Source organism: Kitasatospora sp. NEAU-69 (assembly GCF_057158765.1).
In genome coordinates, this window is sequence record NZ_JBWXUE010000048.1 from 26,347 (window position 1) to 43,002 (window position 16,656).

Below are 16,656 nucleotides of genomic sequence, written 5' to 3' on the forward strand. Positions count from 1 at the left end.
GACTGCCGTCACAGCCAGCCGCGTTCCCGGGCCGCCATACCGGCCTGGAACCGGGTGGTCGCGCCCAGCTCGCGCATCAGCGCCTGGAGCCGGCGCTGCGTGGTGCGGGCGCTCCAGCCGAGCGAGCGGGCGATCGACTCGTCGGTCAGGCCCGCCGCGAGCAGCCCGAGCAGCTTGCGCTGGTCGGCCTCCGGCTCGCGCAGACCGGGCTCGGCACCGATCGCGGCCTGCAGCGGCACGGCCCGGTCCCACTCCGCCTCGAAGAGCCCGTCCAGGGCCTGGAGCAGCGCCGAGGGGTGGATGACGTAGGCGGCGTCCAGCACGCTGTCGCCGACGCTGATCGGGATGATCGCCATCCGGTCGTCCGACATGACCAGCTTCATCGGGAGCGTCGTCCGGACCCGGGCCTCCTCGCCGTCCTGCGCGCCGACCAGGATCTCGCTCTCCAGCCGCCCCGGCCAGGCCACCGCCTCCCGGTCGTAGACGGTCCGGAACTTCACGCCCTCCTTGAGCCGCTTGCGCTGCCTGGTCAGGTTGGCTGCGGCGTCCTGCACGTAGGGCGGGCGGTCGAAGCCGCGGACCTGGTGCAGCGTGGTCTCCTGCAGGTGCAGCAGCCGCTGGGCGATCGCCTCGCCACCGGTCAGCACCTCGACCGAGCGGGCCGGGTCGGTGAACCGGGAGGCCTCCCGGAACGCGTCCATCAGCCGGTGCATCTCGGCGCGGGCGCTGCGCAGCTCGGCCTCGCGGTGGCCGATCAGCGTGCCGATCGCGACGTCCGGCGCGACCGCGAGGTAGCGGTCCCGCTCGACCGGTGCGCGGGTGGCCATGCCCTGCTGGGCGAGCCGGCCCAGCGACTTGCTGCTCTGCTGGACGGACAGCCCGGAGCGCTCGGCGAGTTCCGTGGCGGTGGACTGCGGGGCGGCCACCAGCGCGGCGTAGATCTGGCCGTCGGGCTCGGAGAGCCCGAGCGCACCGAAAGCGTCAGGCATGTCGGCCCCTCCCCGGTATGGCGGTTTCACGCCACCTGGCGTGTGCTGTTTCCGTGGCCATCTTCTGCCACCAATGATCCTTGTGACAACCCCGCGCAGCTCAAGCCTGGCAGTTGGCTGGGAAAGCCGTAAGGGCCGTGCGCCCAATCCATGGATGCACGGCCCTTTAGGGCACTGAAGCCTCAGCGGCCCCGGGGCCGTCCGGTCGATGTCCGGACGGGCCCGGTGGGGTGCGGCAGGCGCTACAGGCCGACCTCACGCATGAGCTGGCCGACCTCGGGGTTGGTCAGGCGGCGCAGCCAGCCCGACTTCTGGTCGCCGAGCGCGATCGGGCCGAAGTGGGTGCGGACCAGCTTCTCGACCGGGAAACCCGCCTCGGCGAGCATCCGGCGCACGATGTGCTTGCGGCCCTCGTGCAGGGTCACCTCGACCAGGTAGTTCTTGCCGACGTTGGAGACGACCTTGAAGCTGTCGGCGCGGGCGAAGCCGTCCTCCAGCTCGATGCCCTGGGCCAGCTGCTTGCCCAGGTCACGCGGGATCGGGCCCTGGATCGCGGCCAGGTAGGTCTTGGTCACGCCGTACCGCGGGTGGGTCAGCCGGTGGGCCAGCTCGCCGTGGTTGGTGAGCAGGATGATGCCCTCGGTCTCGGTGTCGAGGCGGCCGACGTGGAACAGCCGGGTCTCCCGGTTGGTCACGTAGTCGCCCAGGCACTGACGGCCGTCCGGGTCCTCCATGGTGGAGACGACGCCGGCCGGCTTGTTGAGCGCGAAGAACAGGTACGACTGGGTGGCGACGGTCAGGCCGTCCACCTTGATCTCGTCGTTCTCGGGGTCGACCCGCTTGCCCTGCTCGGTGACCTGCACGCCGTTGACCTCGACGCGGCCCTGCTCGATCAGCTCCTCGCAGGCGCGGCGGCTGCCGATGCCGGCCCGGGCCAGCACCTTCTGCAGGCGCTCGCCCTCGGGCTCGCCGAAGGTCTTCGGCAGCTTCACGGCCGGCTTGTCATGCCGGGCCAGCACCGCGTCCTCGATCTTGGCCTGGAGCTCGCGCGAGCGCTGCGGCTGGCGGCGCGGGTCGCCGGGCGCGGCCTGGCCGGCCTGACGCGGCCGCGGGGCCGGACCGGGGCGACGGCCGGTGTAGCCGCCGCGCGCGGGGGTGGCGTTCGGGCCGCCGCCGTACTCGGGACGGTCGTAGCGGCGCTCCTCGGGGCGCAGCGGACGGTCCGGGTACTGACGGTCGTCACGGCGGTCGTCACGACCGCGGCCGCCGCTGTACGAGCTGCCGCCGGAGCTGCTGCCGCCACGACCGCCACCGCTGTACGAGCCACCGCCGCCGGACCCACCGCGACCGCCGCCGTACGAGCCGCCACCGGAGCCGCTACCGCCCCGGCCGCCACCGTACGAGCCACCGCCGGAGCTGCTGCCCCCACGACCGCCACCGTACGAACCGCCGCCAGAGCTGCTACCGCCCCGACCGCCGCCGAACGAGCCACCGCCGGAGCCGCTACCGCCCCGGCCGCCACCGTACGAGCCACCGCCGGAGCTGCTGCCCCCGCGACCGCCACCGTACGAACCGCCGCCGCCGGAACCACCCCGGCCGCCACCGCCACCGCTGCCGCCGAACGAACCACTGCCACCGCGCTGACCGCCGCGGCTACCGCCACCGCCGCCGCCGCTGTTCCTGCCGTTACCGCTACCACTGCTACGCATCAAATGTCCGTACGTCGTCGATTACCAGGGGGGAAGTGCGGGTCGTGCCGGCCGACCTCACTGCACTTCCCGTGCGCTCGCGGCGGCGACCGCGTCCGCGATCACCGTGCCTTCGAGGGACTCCGCTTCCACGTCGTCGACCTCGGGAAGGAAGGGCGCAAGCTCCGGCAGCTCGTCCAGGCCGCGCAGGCCCATCCGTTCCAGGAAGTAGTTCGTCGTCCGATACAGGATCGCACCTGTTTCGGGCTCGGATCCGGTCTCCTCCACCAGTCCTCGCTGTACCAGGGTACGCATCACACCGTCACAGTTCACACCACGTACCGCTGAGACCCGTGAACGGGACACCGGCTGGCGGTAGGCGACGACCGCCAGAGTCTCCAGTGCGGCCTGGGTCAGCCGGGCCTGCTGGCCGTCCAGCACGAACCGGTCGACCACCGGCGCGCACGCGGCCCGGCTGTAGAACCGCCAGCCGCCGGCCACCAGCCGCAGCTCGAATCCGCGCTGCTGCGCGGTGTACTCGGCCGCCAACTCCCTTAGCGCGGCCGCCACCTCGGCCACCGGCCGGTCCACGACGGCGGCCAGCCGCGATTCGGTCACCGGCTCGTCGGCGATCATCAGGACGGCTTCCAGCCCGGCCCGCAGCGGCACCGCGGGCTCAGAGCCGGGCTCGGAATCGGGCTCAGCCTCGGACTCGGACTCAGCCTCGGGCTCATGCTCGGGCTCCGCCGCCTCGGCCTCACGCGGGTGCACCACCGTCGGCACCGACACCATGACCGGCTCCGGCTCGGGCTCCAGCCACTCGTCACCGGCGAGCCCGGCCGCGAGCTCCGCCGAGTACGCCGACTCCTGCCACTCCCCCTCGCGCGCCCGTCCCGGCACACCGAGCGCCCGGCGCGCCGGTCGCGCGCCTCCATCCGCCCCGTCGGCAGCACTCATGTCGTCAGCACTCACGGCGCAGCAGCTCCCTCTCCCTCGCCCGGCGGACGGTCGAACTCGTCCGTCACCTCGATCAGCGCCCGGTCGCCCTCGGCGACCCAGCTCACCAGCAGCCCGCCGAGCGCCTCCGGCTGGTCGAAGGCGACCACCCGCTCCCGGTAGAGCTCCAGCAGCGCGAGGAACCGGGCGACCACCACGAGCGTGCCGTCCGCGTCCGCGACCAGCTCCGCGAAGTCGGCCGAGCCGCGCTCGGCCAGGTACGCAATCACCAGCGCCGCCTGCTCGCGCACGCTCACCGCCGGGGCGTGGATGTGGTCCACGTAGACCACCGGCTTCGGCTTCGGCGCCATCGTCCGGGCCGCCAGCTGCGCGAACCGCTCGGGGCCGATGTGGATCACCACCTCCGGCAGCAGCTCGGCCAACCGGGGCTCCAGGCCGACGGTGCGCGGGCGGCGCAGCTGCTCGCTCGCCCAGCGCTGCTCGAAGACGTCCGCCACCCTCTTGTACGCGCGGTACTGCAGCAGCCGGGCGAAGAGCAGGTCGCGGGCCTCCAGCAGGGCCAGGTCGGCCTCGTCCTCGACCTCGGCGGCGGGCAGCAGCCGGGCCGCCTTCAGGTCGAGCAGGGTGGCGGCGACCACGAGGAACTCGGTGGCCGCGTCCAGGTCCCAGTCCGGGCCCATCGCTTTGATGTAGGCCATGAACTCGTCGGTGACCCGGGAGATCGCGACCTCGGTGACGTCCAGCTTGTGCTTGGCGATCAGCCCGAGCAGCAGGTCGAAGGGCCCCTCGAAGTTGGCCAGCCGCACCTGGAAAGCGCCCCGAGAGCTGGTCGCCGGCTCAGCGCGGGACTGGGCTGCATCGGGCTGGGAGGAGGAGGTGCGGGCCATGGCGGTCCATCTTCACACGCCGGCCGCGCTCAGCGGCCGCGCAACCGCCGGACCAGGATGCTCGCCTCGCCGCGCTGCTCCAGATCGGCCAGCACGACCGCGATCGCCTCGCGCACCACCCGGCCGCGGTCCACCGCCAGCCCGTGCTCACCGCGCAGCACCAGCCGCGCGTGTTCGAGGTCCATCAGCTCCTCGGCGGAGACGTACACGGTGATCTTCTCGTCGTGCCGCTCGCGCCCGCTGGGGCGGCGCGGGGCCCGGCCGCGGGTGCGGCGGCGGGCGGCGTCGGCCTGCCCGTCCTCGCCCTGGGCCGCTGCGGGGCCACCGGCGCCCGCCTGCGGGGCGATCGCACCCGGCCGGGGGCCACGGGCGTGCGCCGGGCTCGCGGGCCCTCCAGGGCCCTCCAGGGCGTGCGCGGGCGTGCGCCCGGCGGGAACGGACGGGCCGGCCGCGGAGCGCGGTGCCGCGCCGCCCGGCGTGGCGGCGTCCGAGGGAGCCGAGGGAGCGTCGGCGGAGGCGGCGTCGGACTGCTGCGCAGCATCGCCGCCGCCGGCAGCGGCCGGCTCGGCGGCCGAGCGGCTCGCCAGGGAGGGCGACAGTGCCATCCCGCCGGTGCTGCGGAACAGCTCGTCGGCCCCCGGGAGGCTCACTCGACGGGGCGGCACCGGGCGAGCACCTCCCTGGCGAGCTGGCGGTAGGCGGCCGCGCCCACCGAGTTGGTCGCGTACGTGGTGATCGGCTCACCGGCCACCGTGGTCTCCGGGAACCTGACGGTCCGCCCGATCACGGTGTGGAAGACGTGGTCGCCGAACGCCTCGACCACCCGGGCCAGCACCTCGCGGCTGTGCACCGTGCGCGAGTCGTACATGGTGGCCAGGATGCCGTCCAGGCGCAGGTCGGGGTTGAGCCGCTCGCAGACCTTCTCGATCGTCTCGGTGAGCAGCGCCACGCCGCGCAGCGCGAAGAACTCGCACTCCAGCGGCACGATGACGCTGTGCGCGGCGGTCAGCGCATTGACCGTCAGCAGGCCGAGCGAGGGCTGGCAGTCGATGATGACGTAGTCGTAGTCCGGCAGCAGCGGCTTGAGCGCGCGGGCCAGCGCCGACTCCCGGGCCACCTCGCTGACCAGCTGCACCTCGGCGGCCGACAGGTCGATGTTCGAGGGCAGCAGGTCCATGCCCGGCACCGCGGTCTTCAGCAGCACCTCATCGGCCGTCAGTCCCCGCTCCATGAGCAGGTTGTAGACCGTGACGTCCAGCTCCATCGGGTTGACCCCGAGGCCCACCGAGAGCGCGCCCTGCGGGTCGAAGTCGACCAGCAGCACCCGGCGGCCGTACTCGGCCAGCGCGGCGCCCAGGTTGATGGTGGAGGTGGTCTTGCCGACGCCGCCCTTCTGGTTGCACATCGCGATGATCTGCGCGGGGCCGTGCTCGGCCAGCGGCGCGGGGATCGGGAAGTACGGGAGCGGGCGGCCGGTGGGGCCGATCCGCTCGCGGCGCTGGCGGGCTGCGTCGGGGGCCAAGGTGGCGGCGTACTCCGGGTCGGGTTCGTACTCGGCGTCCGGGTCGTCGTAGGAGCCATAGGCGAACTCGCCGTAGGCCAGACCGGTACCGGGCAGGTCGGCATCGTAGACAGCGGTCGAGGCGGCGGCCTGCCGGGCCTCGAAGGTCCGCACGGCGACCGTGCCGATCTCGCTCGCTCCTACGGTGGTGTATCCGGCCCCGGTGTCGTCGGTCGGCTGTCCGGAGACGCGCTCCGCCAGTCCTGGCTGACCACCCCCGGGAGCAAATGTCGACTCATTCACAAGTCGTCTTACCTCCTTGGGCATCCAGGGCATTATGTCGATTCGTCAGCCTGACACCATGCCGACGGTTTGCGACTCTAGGCCGTTTCGGGCGTTCGCAGCAACACAATCCACGGTAGTGGGCCCGATGTGTCGGCCACCCGACCGGGTTCTGTCAAGGGGCGGGTGACTCGACCCTCGGCGCGTTGACGCACGCCGAAGCCCCCGGTCGGCTACTGCCGACCAGGGGCCTTCGACGGTACTGCGGGGGTGTCGCGACGGTGCCCGGAGCCGTGCTCGGAGCCCGTCACGAGGACCTGGCGGAGCGTCAGGCGAGCACGTTCTCCAGCGAGATGGAGGGCAGGCCGAACGCCTCGGCGACGGCGCCGTAGGTGATCTGGCCCTCGTGCACGTTCAGGCCCTTGGCCAGCGCGGCGTCACGGCGCAGCGCGTCCTTCCAGCCGCGGTTGGCCAGCTCGACGACGTACGGCAGCGTCGCGTTGGTCAGCGCGTAGGTGGACGTGTTCGGGACGGCGCCCGGCATGTTCGCCACGCAGTAGAAGACCGAGTTGTGGACCGGGAAGGTCGGCTCGGCGTGCGTGGTCGCACGGGAGTCCTCGAAGCAGCCGCCCTGGTCGATCGCGATGTCCACGAGCACCGAGCCCGGCTTCATCCGCGAGACCAGCTCGTTGGTGACGAGCTTGGGGGCCTTGGCGCCCGGGATCAGCACGGCGCCGATCACCAGGTCGGCCTCCAGCACGGCCTTCTCCAGCTCGAAGGCGTTGGAGACGATCGCCTTGATCTTGTTGCCGAAGATCCGGTCGGCCTCGCGCAGCTTGTTGATGTCGCGGTCCAGCAGGGTCACCTCGTAGCCCATGCCGATCGCGATGGTGGCCGCGTGCCAGCCGGAGACGCCGCCACCGATGACGACGCACTTGGCCGGGTAGGTGCCGGGCACGCCGCCGGGCAGCACGCCGCGGCCGCCGGCCGGGCGCATCAGGTGGTACGAGCCGACCTGCGGGGCCAGCCGGCCCGCGACCTCGGACATCGGGGCGAGCAGCGGCAGCGCGCCGTTGGCCAGCTGCACGGTCTCGTACGCGATCGCGGTGGTGCCGGAGGCGACCAGCGCGTCGGTGCCGGCCCGGTCGGCCGCCAGGTGCAGGTAGGTGAAGAGCGTCTGGCCCTTGCGGAGGCGGTGGTACTCCTGGGCGATCGGCTCCTTGACCTTCAGCAGCAGGTCGGCGGTGGCCCACACCTCGTCAGCGGTGTCGAGGATGGTGGCACCGGCGGCCACGTACTCCTCGTTCGGGATCGAGGAGCCGACGCCGGCGCCGTCCTCGATGAAGACCTCGTGGCCGTTGCGGACCAGCTCATGCACGCCGGCCGGCGTGATGGCCACGCGGTACTCGTGGTTCTTGACCTCACGGGGGATGCCGACCTTGGTCACGGCTAAACACGTCCCTACTTGCCAGGGGAGTCCCGACCGGGGGAAGACCGGCGGGTGCCCGCGCGGGCATGCCTCCGGCACGGCCGGGGACACGCTGCACTGCGCGACTAAGTCGAGTGTAATGAAGCCCAGCGGATCCGCCAGCCTTACAAAGAGACTAAATCTGCGTGACTCATTGGCAGATTCGTAGGCTTGTCTCGGGACCTTCCTGTCAAACCGCCCCAGAACGGGCAGACTTCCCATAGCTCGTAAGCCTCACCGGAAGTCTGCCCGTGGCACGATCCACTCAGCAGTTGCACGGGCCCCGACCGCGTGCATCCGCCCAGGTCAGCGCGGCGGCTGCGGCAGCCGTTCGAGTGCGGCCGCGACCGCGCCAGCACCGCGCTGATCGCCGATCCGGCGCAGCAGCGCGAGCGCGGCGCGGTACTCGCGCCCGGCCTCCTCGTAACGGCGCTGCGCGGCATGCGCCTCGCCGGTGCGGGCCAGCAGCCGGGCCTGGCCGGCCGGATCGTCCAGCGCCCGGCGCAGTGCGAGCGCCCGGCCGTACCAGTCCGCCGCGCGGACCGGATCGCCGAGCGCCCGGTAGCACTCGGCCGCACCCTCGACCGCCCGGGCCGCGGCCGGCTCGTCGAGCGGCCGGCGGGTGTGCTCCAGCGCCGCCCGGTAGTGGCGGGCGGCGAGCTCCCACTGGCCGGCGACGGCGCGCAGATCGCCCAGGTTGAGCAGCGCGGCGGCGGCCCGGCGCGGATCGCCGTGCCGCTCGGCCATCCGCAGCACCAGCGCGTGCAGCCGGTAGCGATCGGCGGCGCGGACCGGGCCGGTCAGTGGCAGCGTGCGCAGCACCAGGCCGACCAGCCGGCCGGCCGAGCCGTCCAGATCGGCTTCGCCGATCGCCTGCTCGACGGCCGCCAGCAGCAGCTCCCGCTCCCCGAGCAGCCACTGCCTGGCCTGCTCGGCGGTGCGCAGCCGCAGCGCTCCGGGCAGCGGCTCGGGCGCGGCGGTGGCCGGATCCAGCAGCGCGCGGGCCGAGTCGGTGAGCCGCACCAGCCGCTCCAGCAGCCGGGCCCGGGCCAGCTGGAGCTCGCCGGGGCGGTCCAGCCGGGCGCGCAGCGCGGTCAGCTCGGCGAAGAAGCGGCCGGGCACCCGGTAGCGCGGGGTGCCGTCGGCGGCTGGCTCCTCCTCGTCGAGCAGTTCGTAGCCGGCCAGCGCGTGCAGCGCGGCGGCGGCCTCCGGCGCCGGGCAGCCGACCAGTGCGGAGGCGGTGCGCAGATCCGCCCGGCCGCCGGGGGCCAGCGTGAGCATCCGCAGCAGCCGCGCCTGCGCGACCGGCAGCGCCTGGTAGCGCAGCGCCAGCGCGGCGGGCAGTGGCTCGCCGCCGGCCGCCGCCTCACGCAGCGCGGCCGCGGCCTCCGGGACGGCCGCCTTGGGGCGCTCGTGCAGCCAGTCGGCCATCAGCCGCAGCGCGGCCGGGCGCCCCGCGCAGGCCTCGGCGAGTTCGGCGGCGCCGACCGGATCGCAGCCGGTCCGGGTGCCGCCGATCAGGCAGGTGAGCAGTTCGACGGCGGCGCCCTCGTCCAGCCCGCGCAGGATCACCGGGTCCACCGGGTAGCGGTCGACCAGGCCGGTCAGCGGGCCGGTCGTGACGGCGAGCACCAGGCAGCGCGGCTCGTCGGGGAGCAGCGGGAGCAACGAGTCGGCGTCGGGGACGTCGTCGAGCAGCAGCAGCGTGGACCGGCCGGTCAGCACGGCGCGCAGCCGGGCGCAGGCCGGGTCCGGTTCGGCCGACCCGGGCTCGGCGGACCCGGGCTCGGCGGACCCGGGATCGGCGGGCAGGCCCTCGCTCGGCTCGCCGAGCCGCTCCAGCAGCAGCCGGGCCACCGCACCGGGCTCGACCGGAGTGCCGTCCGGCGCGCTGAGCCGCACCGCCAGCGGCGGGTACTGCGCGGCCAGTGAACGGGCGAACCGCCTGGCCAGCGCAGTGCGGCCGGAGCCCGGACGGCCGGCGACCACGAGCACCCGGCAGCGCCCGTCGGTCGTCGGCCGCGCGGCAGCGGCCCGCAGCGCGGCCAGCTCGGCGCGGCGGCCGACGAACGGCTCGCGGGCGGGGAGCGGACCGGCCTCGGACGCACCGGCGCAGGCACCGGAAGACGCACCGGAAGAGGCACCGTGCGGTGTGCTCGCGGACGGACGTGCATCCATCGTCGCCGTCTTCCTCGCCACCAGCGCCACTCCCGACCCAGTCGCCCTGCCGCCAACGGTTCGCGGGCGACCCACGACCGCCCGTCAGCGAAGCGTAGTTCGGCCGGACGCCGGCGCCGAGCGGACACCGGTATGACGAACCGTCGAATCACCCGCCCGGCCGGTACCCCGCACCCGCAGGGATTACGCCGCGGCCGGGTCCGCGAACTCGACGCCGTCAGGTCCGCCGGTCCGACGCCGTCAGGTCGGGGAGCCCGGCGGCGTCGGACCGGCGAGCCCGGCGCCCGGCGGATCCGAGACGCCTGCGGCCCGTCAGGCCTTGAACGGCCGGGCCGGCCACGGCGCGTCCGGCCCGCGCAGCGCGTCCAGCCCGGGGCCGGTCAGCGCCGCCTGCAGCGCGAACACGCCGGTGACCAGCGTCGGGTTGTGCAGCTCGCCGGCCAGCACCCGCCCGATCAGCTGCTCCAGCGGCACCCGGGCGGTCTCGATCTCCAGCTCCTCGCCGTGCGCCGCATACCGCTCGCCCTGCGCCTCGGCCGTGCCGGTGGCCAGGAAGAGCCGCACCGCCTCGTCGGAGCCACCGGGCGAGGTGTAGAAGTCGACCAGGACCCGCCACTGCTCCGCCTGGCAGTACGCCTCCTCGAAGAGCTCGCGCTGCGCGGCGTGCAGCGGGTTCTCACCGGGGACGTCCAGCAGGCCGGCCGGCAGCTCCCAGAGCCGCCGGCGGACCGGGTGCCGGTACTGGCGCACCAGCAGCACCCGCTGCCGCTCGTCGAGCGCGAGCACCGCGACCGAGCCCGGGTGGGTCTGGTAGTCCCGGCGCTGGTAGCCGCCGTCCGGCATCAGCACCTCGTCGGTGCGCACGCCGGTGACCTTGCCCTGGAACGGCAGCTCGGTGGACCGGATCGGCCACTCCTCCGCCACGTCCGCGATCGCCGCTCCGGCCGCCGGTCCCTGATTGCCCGTCATGACACTCCCCTTTTCGTCAGTACGACACAATCTAATGCCAAACGGCGGCCCCGCGGGTGAACCGCGGGACCGCCGTCAGGCGAACAGACCGGGTGGGGTCACTCCCCGCCGGTCATGATCTTGATCGCCGCCGCGACCAGACCCGCGAAGAGCGGGTGCGGGCGGGTCGGACGGGACTTCAGCTCCGGGTGCGCCTGGGTGGCGACCAGGTAGGGGTGCACCTCGCGGGGGTACTCGACGTACTCCACCAGGTCGCCCTTCGGCGACAGGCCGGAGAAGACCAGGCCGGTCTTCTCCAGGTCCGCGCGGTAGGCGTTGTTGACCTCGTAGCGGTGGCGGTGGCGCTCGTCCACGTACTGCTCGCCGCCGTAGACCTCACGGACGATCGAGCCCTCGGCGAGCTTGGCCGGGTACAGGCCCAGGCGCATCGTGCCGCCCAGGTCGCCCTGGCCGCCGACGATCGCCAGCTGCTCGGCCATGGTGGAGATCACCGGGTGCTGGGCGGCCGGCTCGAACTCGGTCGAGTTGGCCTCCGGCAGACCGGCCAGGTTGCGCGCGGCCTCGATGACCACGCACTGCAGGCCCAGGCAGAGGCCCAGCAGCGGGATCTTGTTCTCCCGGGCGTAGGTGATCGCGGCGACCTTGCCGTTCACGCCGCGGTCGCCGAAGCCGCCGGGGATGCAGATCGCGTCCACGTCGCCGAGCTGCTCGCGGGCGCCCTCGGGTGTCTCGCAGTCGTCCGAGGTGACCCACTTGATCTCGACCCGGGCGTTGTTCGCGAAGCCGCCGGCCCGCAGCGCCTCGGTCACCGACAGGTAGGCGTCGGGCAGGTCGATGTACTTGCCGACCAGCGCGACCTTGACGATGTGCTGGGGCTCGTGGACCCGGCGCAGCAGGTCGTCCCAGATCGTCCAGTCCACGTCGCGGAACGGCAGGTCGAGCCGGCGCACCACGTACGCGTCCAGGCCCTCGCCGTGCAGCACCTTCGGGATGTCGTAGATCGACTTGGCGTCGATGGCCGCGACCACGGCCTCCTCGTCCACGTCGCACATCAGCGAGATCTTGCGCTTGATCGCCTGCGGCACCTCGCGGTCGGCGCGCAGCACGATCGCGTCCGGCTGGATGCCGATGTTGCGCAGCGCGGCGACCGAGTGCTGGGTCGGCTTGGTCTTCAGCTCGCCCGAGGGGCCGATGTACGGCAGCAGCGAGACGTGCACGAAGAAGACGTTGTCGCGGCCGACCTCGTGCCGGACCTGGCGGACGGCCTCCAGGAACGGCAGCGACTCGATGTCGCCGACCGTGCCGCCGACCTCGGTGATCACCACGTCGACGTCCTCGGTCGCCATCCGGCGGATCCGGGACTTGATCTCGTTCGTGATGTGCGGGATGACCTGGACGGTGTCGCCGAGGTACTCGCCGCGCCGCTCCTTGGCGATCACCGTGGAGTAGACCTGCCCGGTGGTGACGTTCGCCGAGCCGTGCAGGTTGGTGTCCAGGAACCGCTCGTAGTGGCCGATGTCCAGGTCCGTCTCCGCGCCGTCGTCGGTCACGAAGACCTCGCCGTGCTGGAACGGGTTCATGGTGCCCGGGTCCACGTTCAGGTACGGGTCGAGCTTCTGCATCGTCACCCGCAGGCCGCGTGCCTTGAGCAGCGCACCGAGGCTGGAGGCGGTGAGCCCCTTGCCGAGTGAAGAGGCGACACCCCCGGTGACGAAGAGGTGCTTGGTCGTCACGGCGCGGCTGTTCGCTGCCTTGCCGGAATGGGGCTGTGCCAAGAGGGGGCTCCCGTGGGTCGCGGTCGAGGATGACGCTGGTGGCTGCGGTCGCGCCGAGGTGACGAAAGCCATTGTTGCGGGGTCGTCAGTCGGCGGGTCCGGGGCGGTTGATCCCACCAGTCCACGGGATACCAGGGTATCAGCGCGCCGGACGGGTCGCGCTCGGACGCCTGCCGGACGGCCTGCGGGTGGGCCGTCCGGGTGAGCCCGGGACGGCCCGCAGCCCGGTCGCGGCATGGCCCGGCAGCGGGTGTCCCGATAGCCCGTGCCGGGGTCCGGGTGGCCCGGAACGACCAGCTCCGGATCACCCGTTCCAGCGGTTCGCTCACCCACCCGGGCTACTTTCACCACCGGTCCCCGGGCAGACGGCGGTACCTGATCGTTTCCGGGTGCTGCGGCCCACTCCGGCGTCGTATCCTGCACGGACGCATCGCCGACAGCAGAGCAGGCGAGGACGGAGAGGTCCGGACGACCCCTCTCCCGTCCCCGCGATGCGCGACCGGACTCCCCGCTCCACCCGCTTCCCTCCCGCGCCCAGTCCAGGAGCCCACGACCGGCTCCGCACGGCCCGTCCCCGGCCCACCGCCACCAGCGGACCCCGGGGGCGCCCGGTCCGGGCCCCGTGTCACCCCCGGCCCGCAGCTCCGCTCTCGCCCCCGTCGGCGACCGCCGAGCACTACCGCGAACTGGAGATTCACGTGGCCGGCCGTATCGAGGACTACGCACTTATCGGGGACATGCAGACCGCCGCCCTGGTCAGCAGAGACGGGGCCGTGGACTGGCTCTGCCTGCCCCGATTCGACTCCCCCGCCGTCTTCGCCGGCCTGCTGGGCACCGATGAACACGGCTTCTGGCGGATCGGCCCGGCCGAGGCGGCGCCGGCGGGCCCGCTGCCGACGGCTCCCGCGCAGCGCGCGCCGTTCACCGATACGAGTGAACTCAAGGTGCCGCCGATCAGCGCCGCGGCACCCGCCGTGCCCGCCGACCGGCGCAGTTACCGGGGCGATTCGCTGATCCTGGAGCAGGAGTGGGACACCCCGCGCGGCACCGTGCGGGTGATCGACTTCATGCCGCCGCGGCACCTGAGCGGCCAGGAGCCGGTGCCGCAGATGATCCGGATCGTCGAGGGCGTCTCGGGCCGGGTGCGGATGCGCTCCGCGCTGCGGATGCGGTTCAGCTACGGCAAGGTCGTCCCCTGGGTGCACCGGGTCGAGCAGCCGGACGGTACCCACCGCACCGTCGCCATGGCCGGCCCCGACTCGGTCTGGCTGGACGGCGAGGCCGAGACGTACGGCCGCGACCTGACCACGTACGCCGACTTCACCATCGAGGCCGGCGAGCGCGTCACCTTCGCCCTCACCTGGCAGAAGTCACACCTGGCCCCGCCGGAGATCCCCGACCCGGAGGGCTCGCTCGCGCTCACCGAGGACTTCTGGCTCGGCTGGGTCGGCCAGTGCACGTACCAGGGCCCGTACCGCGACGCGGTGGTCCGCTCGCTGATCACGCTCAAGGCGCTCACCTACGCGCCGACCGGCGGCATCGTCGCGGCCCCGACCACCTCGCTGCCCGAGGACATCGGCGGCGTGCGCAACTGGGACTACCGCTACACCTGGTTGCGCGACGCCGCGATCACGCTCTCCTCGCTGCTGCGCACCGGCTACCGGGAGGAGGCCCGGGCCTGGCGCGAGTGGCTGCTGCGCGCGGTCGCCGGTGACCCGGAGAACCTGCAGATCATGTACACCATCACCGGCCGGCGCGAGCTGAACGAGTCGGTGCTCGACTGGCTGCCCGGCTACGAGAACTCGGCCCCGGTCCGGGTCGGCAACGGCGCCGCCGACCAGCTCCAGCTGGACGTCTACGGCGAGGTGGTCGAGGCGCTCTACCTGGCGCAGATGACCGGCCTGTCCCGCAACGACCACGCCCACCTGCTCCAGCTGCGCCTGATCAGCTACCTGGAGGAGCACTGGAAGGCCCCGGACGAGGGCATCTGGGAGGTGCGCGGGCCGCGCCGGCACTTCGTCCACTCCAAGGTGATGGCCTGGGTCGCGGTGGACCGCACCATCAAGCTGATCGAGCAGACACCGGCCGAGGGTCCCCTTGACCGCTGGCGGGCGCTGCGCGACGAGATCCACGCCGACGTCTGCGAGAAGGGCTACGACCCGGACCGCAACACCTTCACGCAGTACTACGGCGGCACCGAGCTGGACGCCTCGCTGCTGCTGATCCCGCAGGTCGGCTTCCTGCCGCCGGACGACAAGCGGGTGATCGGCACCATCGAGGCGATCCAGCGCGAGCTCTCCACCGAGGACGGCTTCGTGCTGCGCTACCCGACGCACGACGAGTCGGGCAACAACGTGGACGGCCTGGCGGGGCACGAAGGCGCGTTCCTGGCCTGCTCGTTCTGGCTCGCGGACGACCTGGCGATGATCGGCCGGGTGGCCGAGGCGCGCGAGCTGTTCGAGAAGCTGCTGGAGTTGCGCAACGACCTCGGGCTGCTCGCCGAGGAGTGGGACCCGCGGCTCAAGCGGCAGGTCGGCAACTTCCCCCAGGCGTTCAGCCACGTGCCGCTGATCGACACCGCGCTGCGGCTCACCGCGTGCGGCGCGGCCTACCTGGCGCCGCAACCGCACACCACGCGCCCGCAGGACGCGCAGGACGCGCAGTCAGCGGCGCCGCACGAGCCGAGCCGGCAGGCGGTCTGAGGGCTGCCGCAGGGCCCGGCCCTGGTCCGGCGCGGCTCAGCGGCGCTGGACCAGTTCGTCGTACGTGCTGAGCACCTGCGCCACGGTGGCGGCCTCGTCCGGCCAGGTCTCGGCCTGGGCCGGGCCGGCCTTGGCCAGCGCCGCGCGCCGCCCCGGGTCGGCCAGCAGCTCCGCGACCGCCCGGCCGAGCACGACCGGGTCGCCGGCCGGGACCAGCACCGCGGCATCGCCGACCAGTTCGGGGATCCCGCCGACCGAGGTGGCCACCAGCGGCACACCGGCCCGCAGCGCCTCCTGGGCGACCAGCGAGCGGGCCTCCCAGCGGCTGCTGATCACCACCGCGTCGGCGGCGGCCAGCAGGTCGGGCACGTCGGTGCGGTGACCGAGCAGCCGGACCGGGAGCTGCTCGGCGGCCACCCGCTCGGCCAGCTCCGGGCCCTCGGGGCCGTCGCCGGCCAGCAGCACCAGCGGGTCGCCGGGCCCGGGCGCCCCCGCCTGCCCCGCCAGCTCCCTCTGCCCCGTCAGCTCCTTCGCGGCGTCCAGCAGCTGGCCGAAGCCCTTGTGCGGGACCAGCCGGCCGACCGCGAGCACCAGCGGGCGCTGCTGCTCGTCCGGCCCGAGCAGCCCGGCCCGGACGGCGGCCCGGTCCAGCCCGCCACCGGCCGGCGGCGGGGCCGCCACCGGGCCGAGCCGGGCGTCGGTCGCGCCGAGCTCGCGGGCCCGGGCCACCAGGTCGGAGGAGGCGCCGAGCACCAGGTCGGCCGAGCGGGCCACCCGGCGCTCCATCAGCCGCTGCAGCCGCCGCTCCAGGCCGGTGGCCAGCAGCGCGTGGTGCGAGGTCACCACCAACGGCGTCTCGGGGCGCAGCCCCGGCAGCCGGCCGGCCGTGCGCAGCGCCAGGTCGGAGAGCAGCCCGGCCCGCAGGCCGTGCGCGTGCACCAGGTCCGCGCCGGTGAAGGCGCGGCGCAGCTCGCCGATCGCGGTCGCGTCGCTGCGCGCGCCCGAGGTCGCGGTGATCTCGACCGGGTGGAAGGCCGCGCCGGTGTGCGACAGCCCGAAGAGCTCGGCCGACTCGGCCGGCGCGCACAGCGTCACCTGCACGCCGTGCGCGGTCAGCCCCTGGGCCAGGGAGCGCACGTGCGCGCCGATCCCGCCGCTGCCGGCCGACAGCACCAGCACCACGTGCAGCTGGCCCGTCTCCGGGCCGTTCGCGCCGCCCCGGGCGGAGGAATGGTCCACGTCGTCTCGCTCCGACTCGCT

General features: G+C 73.6%; 12 protein-coding genes. 1 reads left to right on the forward strand and 11 read right to left on the reverse strand.

Annotation, left to right across the window (positions count from 1 at the left end; all coding sequences use genetic code 11):
* Positions 1 to 8: 8 nt before the first annotated feature.
* The 10 genes from AC060L_RS34460 to AC060L_RS34505 all read right to left on the reverse strand — a co-directional run bounded on the left by AC060L_RS34460 (position 9) and on the right by AC060L_RS34505 (position 12,766).
* Complete coding sequence (locus tag AC060L_RS34460) at positions 9 to 989, reverse strand: TrmB family transcriptional regulator (protein ID WP_483802915.1); 981 nt, start codon at positions 987 to 989, stop codon at positions 9 to 11.
* Positions 990 to 1,231: 242 nt separating this feature from the next.
* Positions 1,232 to 2,698, reverse strand: a complete 1,467-nt coding sequence (locus AC060L_RS34465) for a pseudouridine synthase (protein ID WP_483802916.1) — start codon at positions 2,696 to 2,698, stop codon at positions 1,232 to 1,234.
* 57 nt (positions 2,699 to 2,755) lie between these two features.
* The gene (gene scpB, locus AC060L_RS34470; protein ID WP_483802935.1) at positions 2,756 to 3,313 is read right to left on the reverse strand and encodes an SMC-Scp complex subunit ScpB; all 558 of its coding nucleotides are present in this window, start codon (positions 3,311 to 3,313) and stop codon (positions 2,756 to 2,758) included.
* 332 nt (positions 3,314 to 3,645) lie between these two features.
* On the reverse strand, positions 3,646 to 4,521 hold the full coding sequence (locus AC060L_RS34475; protein ID WP_483802917.1) for a segregation and condensation protein A: 876 nt from the start codon (positions 4,519 to 4,521) through the stop codon (positions 3,646 to 3,648).
* 29 nt (positions 4,522 to 4,550) lie between these two features.
* Positions 4,551 to 5,126, reverse strand: coding sequence for a hypothetical protein (locus AC060L_RS34480; RefSeq protein WP_483802936.1), 576 nt, complete (start codon positions 5,124 to 5,126; stop codon positions 4,551 to 4,553).
* Between the two features lie 41 nt (positions 5,127 to 5,167).
* Entirely contained in the window at positions 5,168 to 6,211 is a 1,044-nt protein-coding gene (locus tag AC060L_RS34485) for a ParA family protein (RefSeq protein ID WP_483802937.1), read from the reverse strand.
* 421 nt (positions 6,212 to 6,632) lie between these two features.
* Entirely contained in the window at positions 6,633 to 7,751 is a 1,119-nt protein-coding gene (gene ald / locus AC060L_RS34490) for an alanine dehydrogenase (protein ID WP_483802918.1), read from the reverse strand.
* A 327-nt stretch (positions 7,752 to 8,078) separates the two neighbouring features.
* Positions 8,079 to 9,950, reverse strand: a complete 1,872-nt coding sequence (locus AC060L_RS34495; RefSeq protein WP_483802919.1) for an AAA family ATPase — start codon at positions 9,948 to 9,950, stop codon at positions 8,079 to 8,081.
* 312 nt (positions 9,951 to 10,262) lie between these two features.
* The gene (locus AC060L_RS34500; RefSeq protein WP_483802920.1) at positions 10,263 to 10,919 is read right to left on the reverse strand and encodes an NUDIX domain-containing protein; all 657 of its coding nucleotides are present in this window, start codon (positions 10,917 to 10,919) and stop codon (positions 10,263 to 10,265) included.
* Positions 10,920 to 11,017: 98 nt separating this feature from the next.
* Entirely contained in the window at positions 11,018 to 12,766 is a 1,749-nt protein-coding gene (locus tag AC060L_RS34505) for a CTP synthase (RefSeq protein ID WP_483802921.1), read from the reverse strand.
* A gap of 626 nt (positions 12,767 to 13,392) precedes the next feature.
* Here AC060L_RS34505 and AC060L_RS34510 point away from each other — a divergent pair.
* Positions 13,393 to 15,396 (forward strand): glycoside hydrolase family 15 protein, encoded by a 2,004-nt coding sequence (locus AC060L_RS34510; RefSeq protein WP_483802922.1) that lies wholly within the window; start codon positions 13,393 to 13,395, stop codon positions 15,394 to 15,396.
* Positions 15,397 to 15,432: 36 nt separating this feature from the next.
* Here the strand turns inward: AC060L_RS34510 and AC060L_RS34515 are convergent, their stop codons facing one another.
* The gene (locus tag AC060L_RS34515) at positions 15,433 to 16,635 is read right to left on the reverse strand and encodes a glycosyltransferase family 4 protein (RefSeq protein WP_483802923.1); all 1,203 of its coding nucleotides are present in this window, start codon (positions 16,633 to 16,635) and stop codon (positions 15,433 to 15,435) included.
* Between the last annotated feature and the right edge of the window lie 21 nt (positions 16,636 to 16,656).